10 protein-coding genes are annotated in these 9,596 nt (G+C 66.1%); 6 read left to right on the forward strand and 4 right to left on the reverse strand.

The genetic code is table 11. The features are described from left to right. The first annotated feature begins 206 nt into the window (after positions 1-206). The 4 genes from NA10_RS21855 to NA10_RS21870 are packed head-to-tail and all read left to right on the forward strand — an operon-like array spanning position 207 to position 3,890. The gene (locus tag NA10_RS21855) at positions 207-1,439 is read left to right on the forward strand and encodes a class I SAM-dependent methyltransferase (RefSeq protein ID WP_067570887.1); all 1,233 of its coding nucleotides are present in this window, start codon (positions 207-209) and stop codon (positions 1,437-1,439) included. After that, positions 1,436-2,218: a glycosyltransferase family protein gene (locus NA10_RS21860; protein ID WP_067570889.1), complete on the forward strand. Its 783-nt coding sequence runs from the start codon at positions 1,436-1,438 to the stop codon at positions 2,216-2,218. Before NA10_RS21855 ends, NA10_RS21860 begins: the two co-directional genes overlap by 4 nt. Next, positions 2,215-2,865, forward strand: coding sequence for a PIG-L deacetylase family protein (locus tag NA10_RS21865; protein WP_067570891.1), 651 nt, complete (start codon positions 2,215-2,217; stop codon positions 2,863-2,865). Before NA10_RS21860 ends, NA10_RS21865 begins: the two co-directional genes overlap by 4 nt. Positions 2,866-2,867: 2 nt before the next feature. Next, positions 2,868-3,890: an NAD-dependent epimerase/dehydratase family protein gene (locus tag NA10_RS21870; protein ID WP_067570893.1), complete on the forward strand. Its 1,023-nt coding sequence runs from the start codon at positions 2,868-2,870 to the stop codon at positions 3,888-3,890. A 6-nt stretch (positions 3,891-3,896) separates the two neighbouring features. Here the strand turns inward: NA10_RS21870 and rfbC are convergent, their stop codons facing one another. Continuing rightward, positions 3,897-4,454: a dTDP-4-dehydrorhamnose 3,5-epimerase gene (gene rfbC / locus NA10_RS21875; RefSeq protein ID WP_067570895.1), complete on the reverse strand. Its 558-nt coding sequence runs from the start codon at positions 4,452-4,454 to the stop codon at positions 3,897-3,899. A 14-nt stretch (positions 4,455-4,468) separates the two neighbouring features. Here rfbC and NA10_RS21880 point away from each other — a divergent pair, with 14 nt between their 5' ends. Both NA10_RS21880 and NA10_RS21885 read left to right on the forward strand, forming a co-directional pair. Then, the gene (locus tag NA10_RS21880) at positions 4,469-5,587 is read left to right on the forward strand and encodes a methyltransferase domain-containing protein (protein ID WP_067570897.1); all 1,119 of its coding nucleotides are present in this window, start codon (positions 4,469-4,471) and stop codon (positions 5,585-5,587) included. 41 nt (positions 5,588-5,628) lie between these two features. Continuing rightward, the gene (locus tag NA10_RS21885; RefSeq protein ID WP_084515106.1) at positions 5,629-6,255 is read left to right on the forward strand and encodes an MspA family porin; all 627 of its coding nucleotides are present in this window, start codon (positions 5,629-5,631) and stop codon (positions 6,253-6,255) included. Between the two features lie 22 nt (positions 6,256-6,277). Here the strand turns inward: NA10_RS21885 and NA10_RS21890 are convergent, their stop codons facing one another. The 3 genes from NA10_RS21890 to NA10_RS21900 form a co-directional block, all read right to left on the reverse strand. Next, a complete protein-coding gene (locus NA10_RS21890; RefSeq protein WP_067570899.1) occupies positions 6,278-7,111 on the reverse strand; it encodes a glycosyltransferase family 2 protein in 834 nt (277 codons plus the stop codon). Positions 7,112-7,137: 26 nt separating this feature from the next. Further along, the gene (locus NA10_RS21895) at positions 7,138-8,325 is read right to left on the reverse strand and encodes a polysaccharide pyruvyl transferase family protein (protein ID WP_281180223.1); all 1,188 of its coding nucleotides are present in this window, start codon (positions 8,323-8,325) and stop codon (positions 7,138-7,140) included. A gap of 79 nt (positions 8,326-8,404) precedes the next feature. Next, positions 8,405-9,596: serine hydrolase domain-containing protein (locus NA10_RS21900; RefSeq protein ID WP_218021560.1), on the reverse strand; the 1,192-nt coding region annotated here is incomplete at its 5' end.

Genomic DNA, 9,596 nt, shown 5'->3' on the forward strand with positions numbered 1-9,596 from the left:
AATCCTCGAATTGCAAGACTCGTCCGGCAGCGAACCGGATACCCCGTTCTGCGACTCGCAGAATTCCACCTCCCGGATGCCTGCGGTCACAACCGGAGCCCGGCGACGAACGCCAAACCTGTTGTAACGTAAGGCCGGATCGAGCCGACCTCAGTGCAGCCCGGCTCACCGCCGGGCCCGGTCTCGGTGAAAGGTGGGGATTTCGCGTGCAATGCCGTCTGTGTTCCGCCAGTGCTCTGGTGAGTGTTCTCGATCTTGGTGCGACGCCGCCGTGCGAGAAATTCCTCACCGCGCAGGAGCTGGACCAGCCCGAACCCACCTTTCCGCTGCATCTGCGGATCTGCGAGAACTGTTTGCTGCTACAGATTCCGGCGCTCATCACACCCGCGGAGACATTTACCGAATACGCCTATTTCTCCTCCTTTTCGGACAGTTGGGTGCAACACGCCAAGCTGTTCGTAGAGGAGGCTACACACCGGCTCGGGCTCGACAGCGGCTCATTCCTGATCGAAGTCGCCAGCAATGACGGCTACCTGCTACAACACGCTGTGGCGGCGGGCATCCCATGCCTGGGAATCGAACCGTCGGTGAATGTCGGTGCGGCAGCGCGGGAAAAGGGCGTTCCGACCGAAACCGCCTTCCTGGACGAGGAAGTCGCAGCGCGGGTGCTGGCCGAACACGGGCCCGCCGATCTCGTCGTGGCCAACAATGTCTATGCGCACATCCCGGACCTGCTGGGATTCACCCGATCGCTGCGGGTGCTGCTGGCCGACGACGGCTGGCTCTGCATCGAGGTGCACCACGCGCTGAACCTGGTGGCGCTCGGACAATTCGACACCATCTATCACGAACACTTCCAGTATTACACGGTGCTGTCCGCACAGCGAGCCCTCGCCACGGCGGGTCTCACCGTGGTGGATGTGGAACTGCTGCCCACACACGGTGGCTCGCTACGCATCTGGGCGCGACCCGAGGCGGTTGCCGAACCGGGCGAACGGGTCGAAAACGTACTTCGCCTCGAGGCCGAGGCCGGATTACACGACGTGGCAGGCTATCTCGCGCTGCGCCCGCGCGCCGAATCGGTGCGCCAGGAGCTGCTGCGCTTCCTGCTCCAGGCCAAGGCGGACGGTAAGACGGTCGTCGGCTACGGCGCGCCCGGCAAGGGCAACACCCTGCTCAACTACTGCGGTATCCGCACCGACCTGCTCGCGTACACCGTGGACCGGAACCCGTACAAGCATGGGCGATTCACCCCGGGCACGCGCATTCCCATCCATCCGCCCGAACGCATCGATCAGGACCGGCCCGATGTGGTGCTGGTGCTGCCCTGGAATCTCGAGGCCGAGCTCACCGCACAACTGCGCCCGGTGACCGACCGGGGCGGCGAGATCGTGTACCCGCTTCCCACCCTCCACCACGCTGAGAGGCCGGCGAAATGAAGGTTGTCCTGTTCTGCGGCGGCTACGGCATGCGCATGCGCAACGGCACCGAGGATATGATCCCCAAGCCCATGCAGATGGTCGGGCCGCGCCCGCTCATCTGGCATGTCATGCGGTACTACGCGCACTTCGGGCATAAGGACTTCATCCTGTGCCTGGGGTATGGGGCCGCGCACATCAAGAACTTCTTCCTCACCTATCAGGAGTCGGTCTCCAACGACTTCGTGATCCGCGGCGGGAAAGTCGAACTGCTGCAATCCGATATCAGCGACTGGACCATCACCTTCGTGGACACCGGGGTGGAGTCGCCCATCGGCGAGCGACTACGCCGGGTGCGCGGCCATCTCGACGGCGAACCGTACTTCCTGGCCAACTACGCCGATGTGCTCACCGACGCCCCGCTGGATCGGGTGATCCAGGACTTCCAGGCGTCCAAGGCCGCGGCCTCCATGATGATCGTGCCGCCGCAATCCTCGTTCCACTGCGTGGATGTGAACGCCGCCGGTGAGGTCAAGAACATCACGCCGGTCTCGCAATTGCCGATCTGGGAGAATGGCGGCTACTTCGTTCTCACCCAGGAAATCTTCGATCATCTGCCGCCGGGTGGTGATCTGGTCGAGGACGCCTGCGGGGCGCTCGCGGCGCAGGGACGGCTGTTCGGGTATCAGCATCACGGGTTCTGGAAACCCGCGGACACCTTCAAGGAGCGCGCCGAACTCGACTCCGGATATATGCAGGGCGATCGGCCCTGGATGGTGTGGGAGCAGCCGCGCGCATGATCCGACTCGACACCGGGGCGGTGCGGGAGATCGCGCTGCTCGCCGCACACTGCGACGATCTGGCCATCGGATTGGGCGGGACCCTGCTGACTTTGGCGAATACCGTTCCGGGACTGCGGGTTCGGGCGCTGGTGCTCACCGGCGCGGGAACCGAGCGCGTCCAGGAGGAACAGCGAGCGCTCGAAGCCTTCTGTCCGGGAGCCGAATTGGAGCTGCGGATCCTGGATATCCCCGACGGCTACGCACCCGCGCACTGGGCACGCGCCAAGGAGGCGGTGGCGGCGCTGCGGCGCGACGGTGCCGCGGATCTGGTCTTCGCACCGCATCGCGGTGACGCGCATCAGGATCACCGGCTGGTGGCCGAGCTGACCCCCACCGAGTTCCGGGATCAGCTGGTGCTCGGCTACGAAATCCTCAAATGGGAGACCGATACGCCGCGACCCACGGTGTTCCATCCGCTGCCCGAGGGCATTGCCGAACGCAAGGCGGAACTGCTGATGAAACACTATCCGTCCCAACGAGATCGGGACTGGTTCGACGAAGAGTCCTTTCTGGGACTGACCCGGCTGCGCGGTGTGCAGTGCCGGGCGCGCCATGCCGAGGGCTTCCTGCTCGACAAGGCGACCATCACTTTCGGAGGGGTATGAGCATGCGCGTACTGGTCACCGGACATCAGGGTTATCTGGGCACGGTCATGGTGCCCGAGCTACAGGCGGCCGGACATGAGGTAACCGGTTTGGACAGTGGGTTTTTCGCCGATTGCGTGCTGGGTGAGGCGCCCGCGCCGCCGCCGGGGATCGCGGTGGACCTGCGGGATGTGAAGGTGGAGCAGTTGGCCGGATTCGACGCCGTGGTGCATCTGGCGGCGCTGTCCAATGATCCGCTGGGCGCGCTGGCGCCGCAGATCACCTACGACATCAATCACCATGCCTCGGTGCGATTGGCTCGACTGGCCAGGGAAGCGGGAGTGCGGCGGTTCCTCTACGCCTCCACCTGCTCGGTCTACGGCGCGGCCGGGGACGGTCTGGTCACCGAGGACGCGCCACTGCGGCCGCTGACCCCGTACGCCGAATCCAAGGTGCGGGTCGAAGACGATGTGGCCGCCCTCGCGGACTCCGGCTTCTCCCCCGTATTCCTGCGCAATGCCACGGCTTTCGGGTTCTCGCCGCGACTGCGCGCCGATATCGTGCTCAATAATCTCGTCGGGTACGCGGTGCTCACCGGTGAGGTGAAGGTGCTCTCCGACGGCACGCCGTGGCGGCCGCTGGTGCACGCGCAGGACATCGCGCGGGCCTTCGCCACCTGTCTCGAGGCTCCGGCCGAGGCCATCCACTGCCGGGCCTACAACGTCGGCACCGAGGACAATAACCTCACCGTCGCCCAGATCGCACAGGCGGTGGTCGAGGCGGTGCCGGATTCGACGCTGCTGATCACCGGGGAGAGCGGTGCCGATCCGCGCTCGTACCGCGTCGACTTCTCCTCTGCCAGAAAGGAACTCGGGTTCGAGGCGGCCTGGAGCATTCCCGAGGGAGCGGCCGAGCTGTACCGGGAGTATGTGGCGCGCGGGCTCACCTCCGACGCGTTCTTCCGGCGCTTCACCCGGCTCGCACACCTCACCGCACTCAAGGAGTCCGGCGTACTCGATGACGAACTCCGCCGGATCGGAGCCTGAGTGGGATCACAACCCGAAGGCCGCGAGCAGTTCGCGCCAGGAATGCCCGGCGGCATCGCGGTCCGAGACCACCGTGACCGGTTGCGGCCAACCGATCGCCAGATCCGGATCGTCGTAGGCGATGCCGATGTCCTCGGCCGGATCGTGCGGGCGGTTGATGCGGTAGCAGACATCGGCGACCGCGCTGACGGCCTGGAAACCGTGCAGGAAGCCGGGCGGCACATACAGGGTCCGGAAGTCGCTGTCGTCCAATGCGAAAGCCTCCTGTCGCCCGAAGGTCGGCGAATTCGGGCGGATGTCCACCAGTACGTCGTGCACCGCACCGTGCGCGCAGCGCACCAGCTTCGCCTCGCCCCGGCCCGCCCGGCCGTGCATACCGCGCACCACACCGCGGTAGGAGCGGGACTGCGAATCCTGCACGAACGACGCCGAGAAGCCGGGCTGCTCCAGGTGGGCGTCGAACTCCTCGGCATCGAAGGTACGGGTGAACAGGCCGCGGCCGTCCCGGAAGGGCTCCGGGGTGAGCACCAGCACGTCGGCGAGCTCGGTGGTTTCGATGCGCATCAGGACATCGTGCCATGAGCGCCGGGAGGGGGGCGGGATGCCGGGGATGCGGGGCGACGGGGCTGGCTCGGGTGCTGGACTTGGGCAAAATGCCTGCGGCGGACGACTTTCCACCGCTGGACACGGCATTCGACAATACCCATCCACTGGCCATGGACCAGTGTCCGGTGTGCGGACTGGCACAGCTGGCGGAGGATGACACGGTCACGGCGGAGCCGCGCGGGGTCGAACCGCAGGCCCTGCGCGATCAGGCCGCGGCGGCGCTGGGCGGGGTCGCCGACGCCGGATGGCTGAGCGGGGGGACCTGCGCCGAATTCGGCAGTCCGCACGGCGGGAGCTGGCTGCCGCTGCTGGAGTCGCACGGATTCACCGAGACCACGGGACCGGCCGATGTGGTGGTCGACTGCTTCGGCATCATGCACGAGCCCGATCAGCGCGCGGCGTTCACCGCCCGGGCGGCGGCGACCGCGGCCGACGGTGTGCTGCTGCTCCAATTCCATTCCCTCGCGGCAATTGTCGAGCACGGTCAGTGGAATGCACTGCGGCACGGGCATTTCGGCTACTACAGTCTGCGCACCCTGCGCCGACTGCTCGGCGCGGCGGGTCTGCGCGCGGCGGCGGCCTGGGAGTTCGGCCTCTACGGCGGGACAGTTCTGGTCGCCGCCGTCCACGGACCGGCCGAACTCGACGGCGTCCCAGCCGATCCCACGCTGCGGCGAATACTCGCCGCCGAATCCGCCATGTTCGGTGACGATCCCGAGACAGCCGCCACGGCGGTGCGCGGCCTGCAACGGGCCGCCGATAGCCAGGCCAACTCCCTACGCGCCTGGCTCGAACGCGAAACAGCCTCCGGGCGCCGGGTTTTCGCCTACGGCGCGGCATCGCGGGCGGTAGCCTTACTGCGTCTGGCGGGTGTGCATCGCGCTCTGCTCACCGCCGTCGCCGATGCCTCGCCCGCCAAACAGGGCCGACGCATGCCCGGCACCGATATTCCGATCATCGCTCCGGCCGAACTCGTTGCCGCACAACCGGATCGGATATTGCTCACCCTGCCCGACCTACTGCCTGAGATCCGCGCACAGTGGCCGGAACTGGAGGGGAGGTGGGTACTTAATCCGACCACGCAGGACTGAGTTACGCAGATCGAAACACCTGATGAGGGAATGGGGAAATCATGAAGCGCTCCACGCAGCGCGCGACCACGCGCGCCATGGCCATCGCGGCCGCTCTATCCATCGGCATGGCCATGGGCACCGGTACCACCCTCGCGGGGGTGGACAGCAGCAGTTCGATTCTCGACCGGCAGCAGCGCACGGTCGAGGCCATCCAGTCCGATACGCATATCAACTTCGTGCCGCCGCTGGACGGCAATCCGCTGACCCGGGAATGGTTCCACGACGGCAAGGCCGAGTTCCGGATCACCGGCCCGCACGCCGAGGATTGGAGCGGGCACATCACCATCGGCTACCAGGTCGGGTATCCCGCCACCCTGGACGGCCGGATCAAGTTCCAGTGGTGGACCCCCAGCCTCGGACTGGAGCTCGGCAATGATCCCAAAGTCACTGTGAACAGCCTGATCCCACAGCTCGGTGTGGAATTGGCGGTCGGCTTCGGTCCGGGCATCCAATCGGTCGAAGCGGCGGGCGGCGATATCTCCGGCACCGACGGCTTCATTCAGATGTCCGGCTTCCACGGCACCGTGAGCGGTGTGCTCGGCCAGACCACCATTCGGCCGTGGGTCAAGATCGTCAGCAGCAATGGTGACAGCGTCACCACCTACGGATCGCTCTGGACCATCTGATTCTTTTCCCGGGCAGAGCTTTTCAGCGCAGCGCCGGGCGGCGTAGCAGGGCAGCCGCCGCCCGGACCCGTAAGCGGTCCAGTGCCACACCCGCCAGGCGCAGGTCGCCGCTGAGCACTGCCGCGCGGCCGATCAGCTGCGGATATTCCCGGCCCAGCCGATGCTGGAAGCGCAGCAGTTCGGCGAACCTGGCTGCGGCGGTGGTGTCGCCGGAGCGGTTGAAGCGCGAATCACGCCAGGCGGCAAGGGTTTCCGACATACCGTAGAAGAGCCCGAAGGCGCTCACCCGGGCGATCAGGTCGACGTCCATGGGCAGCACCAGATCGCCGCGGAAGCCGCCGACCCGCTCGAAATCCATCCGCCGGAACATGGCGGTGGCGGTCGGGCCGAAATCGCAGGGGCCGCGCCGCACAATACTGCGCAGCAGGGTGGGGGCATCGCGCTGACCCAGCAGATTCGGCAGACCGAGATCGGTCTGCTCGACGCGGCCGTCGGCGTCCACCACCTGGAACTTCGAGGCGCACACCGCGATGCCCTGATCGCCCATTACCGCCACCTGCTTGTCCAGCGAACCCGGCAGCAGAATGTCTCCCGCGCAGACCACCTTCACCAGGCGACCGGTGGCCAGCGAGACGGCCTTGTTCCAGTTCTCGCCGATGGGTAGCGGCGCACCGTTGCGTACCACGCGCAGCCGTCCGTCCTGGAACGAATTCGCCACCTGGACGGTGTCGTCGGTGCTGGCATTGTCCAGCACGATCACCTCGAAAGCGGTGTCCTGCTCCAGAATCGAGCGCAGTGTCGCGCCCACGGTACGCCCGGAATCGTGTACCGGGACGCACACCGACAGGTTGACCATCGTTCCCCCTGAGCTGGTGCGGCGGGTTAACGGATTGACGCCGGTCGCTGCTCCACCAGCCGGAACACTCGGTCCAGGCCCGCGCGAACAGAGTCGATCTGCTCGACGGCCCGCTGCTGCAGCGTATCGCGCAGCTCCGGTGCGAACTCCCACAACTCCCGGACCGCCTGCGGCAGTTCGGATTCCAGGTGGTCCACGCCCGACCGCACGACCCGCAGGCCGGCGCCGAACATATCAGCCAATCCGTAGGACCTGTCGTCCGAATACTCCGAATCCGTTACAACAACCGCCGGAATACCCTGTGACAGCGCGAAAACCGCCAGGTGGTAGGTGCTGGTGACCAGGACGCGACAGCGCGAGACCCGGCGGGCAACCTCCTCGGCGGAGCCGCCACGGGCGATGTCCACCGCGTGCGGCAGCTCGGGAGCGAACCGCTGCCGTTCGGAATCGCGCAGGCACAGACCCAGATCCGCGCCTATCTCGGCGCGGCGCAGGCGGTAGGCGAACTCGACCGCGTCATCACCGGTCACCTCGACCCGCTCGGTGGGGACACCGAGGTCGGCCAGCAGCTTCGGGCCACGCACGCCCTCGCGCAGGTTTATGAGATCCACGCCGGGCAGCACCTCGGCGGCGCGGCGCAACAGTTCGCGATCGCGGATCGGGCCGATGCCCTGACCGCTCATAATGCTCGGAATGCCAAGGGCCTGAGCGTGTTCCAGCAGATTCAGCGTGCGATGCGCCTGGTACAGGTCATTGTCGGCGAGGTATCCACCGCCCTGCGCGATCACCAGATCGGCCTCGGCCACCGCGGCCGGAACCGGTGGGAGCGGGGGAATCTCGGAGATGGTCGCGGCGGGCTCCAGACCGATGAGGGCCTGGGCCTCGGTGCGGAGCCGATCGCCGATTCCGCGTAGCTGCCGGAGGGGCGCCTCGGAGGTTTCCCGCCATTTCAAGGCCGCCGGACCGGTCAGCTTCGTCGCGGTCAGCTGATCCAGCTGACCGGCCAAACCGCCTCTGCCCCACTGCCATCCGCTGCCCGCGTGTATGGGTTCGGCCTCGGGAAGCACCGCACGCAACACTCGCGGCTCGCCGGTGAGCATGCCGATCCGGGCGTGCGGCCAATGCTCCCGCAACCGGTGAACCGTCATGATCATCGTGGCGATATCACCGCGATTGTGTAACCCATACTCGCCGTTCTCGACCAGTATCTTCAATTCCCCGCACTCGCTCTGCTCGCCCTGCCAAGCACCCGAACGCAGCGAATCTATCGTATGAACGGTTTCGCGTACAGTTTTACTTCGCGGCGCACAGGGCGGCGTCGACGACCCCGTCCAGGTCGATATTGCGGGCGCGGGTGCCGAGAATATCGGGCAGCTCATTCATGCTGAGCGTGACCGAGCGCTCGGCGGTCGCACCGCCGTACACGAAAGTGCCGTGCATGGTGCCGCCGTGACCCCACGCCTCGATGCCGCACGAGGTGGTCCAATGAAACAGGCCCAGCCCGAAATCCTCCGACCTGCGCCAATCGCCGCTCGGCACAGTCGTTTGCATCTGCGCCAGTTCGGGCGCACCGACCACGCGGCCTTGCAGCAGGGCCATGAAGAATCGATTCATATCCGCTCCGGTGGACACCATCGCGCCGTCGGGGAGGCCCCACCCGGGATCTGTATCGGTGATATCGACCAGATTTCCGCCGAACTCGTGATAGGCACTGGCGTGCGGGCCGCGAATCAGCTGTTCGGCGGGATACAGCGGCCAGTAGGTGTCCAGCAGGCCGAGCGGAATCAACACCCGCCGCGTCACCTCCACCCCGACCGGCAATCCGGTCACCCGCTCGATGATCTGCCCGGCGATCAGATAATTCGTGTTCGAATACTCGGACCGCGCGCCGGGCTCGAAATCTTTCGTTTTGGCCAGACCCATCCGGATCAAGTCGCCGATGGGCCGGGGCTGCTGTAGCGAAGCGACCGACTCGAGTCCCAGATCCGTCAGGTAATCTGGAATTCCGCTGGTGTGCTGCAACAGATTTCGAATGGTGATCACAGTGCCGTCACCGCCGGGGCCTCGCACCATGGCGGGGACATACCGCTCGACGGGGGCGTCCAACTCGACCACGCCCTCGCCGACGAGTTGCAGCATCACTGCCGAGACGAAAGCTTTGGTATTACTGGCAATCCGGACCTGAGCGTTGTCCGGGAAGGCGGTGTTGGTACCGAGATCGCCTACGCCGCTGTTGAGCTGGAGAATTCTGTCGCCCTCGGAGAGGACCATTTGCGCACCGGGGACATTTGCGCCGGATACTGTTTCGTCCAATTCGGTCTGTAGGCGGTCTTGCAGGGGGTTCGGTTCGGCGGTGCCGATACCTGCTGCTACCAGGATCGTTGCTGCTGAGGCCGCGAACGTCGCGATGGTTTTGGAAACAGGCGACATGTAGTCCTCCAGTTGGCCCCCGGATAGGTATACGGGTGCTGCCTTGCCCTGGGTT

It is taken from the genome of Nocardia acidivorans NBRC 108247 (genome assembly GCF_001625085.1).
Lineage (GTDB): Bacteria > Actinomycetota > Actinomycetes > Mycobacteriales > Mycobacteriaceae > Nocardia > Nocardia acidivorans.

What these genes read in the sequence shown, in the direction of transcription:
- NA10_RS21860 (WP_067570889.1), top strand. Translation starts at nt 1,436, where the DNA reads ATGAAGGTTGTCCTGTTCTGCGGCGGCTACGGCATGCGCATGCGCAAC.
- NA10_RS21865 (WP_067570891.1), top strand. Translation starts at nt 2,215, where the DNA reads ATGATCCGACTCGACACCGGGGCGGTGCGGGAGATCGCGCTGCTCGCC.
- NA10_RS21870 (WP_067570893.1), top strand. Translation starts at nt 2,868, where the DNA reads ATGCGCGTACTGGTCACCGGACATCAGGGTTATCTGGGCACGGTCATG.
- rfbC (WP_067570895.1), bottom strand. Translation starts at nt 4,454, where the DNA reads ATGCGCATCGAAACCACCGAGCTCGCCGACGTGCTGGTGCTCACCCCG.
- NA10_RS21880 (WP_067570897.1), top strand. Translation starts at nt 4,469, where the DNA reads ATGAGCGCCGGGAGGGGGGCGGGATGCCGGGGATGCGGGGCGACGGGG.
- NA10_RS21885 (WP_084515106.1), top strand. Translation starts at nt 5,629, where the DNA reads ATGAAGCGCTCCACGCAGCGCGCGACCACGCGCGCCATGGCCATCGCG.
- NA10_RS21890 (WP_067570899.1), bottom strand. Translation starts at nt 7,111, where the DNA reads ATGGTCAACCTGTCGGTGTGCGTCCCGGTACACGATTCCGGGCGTACC.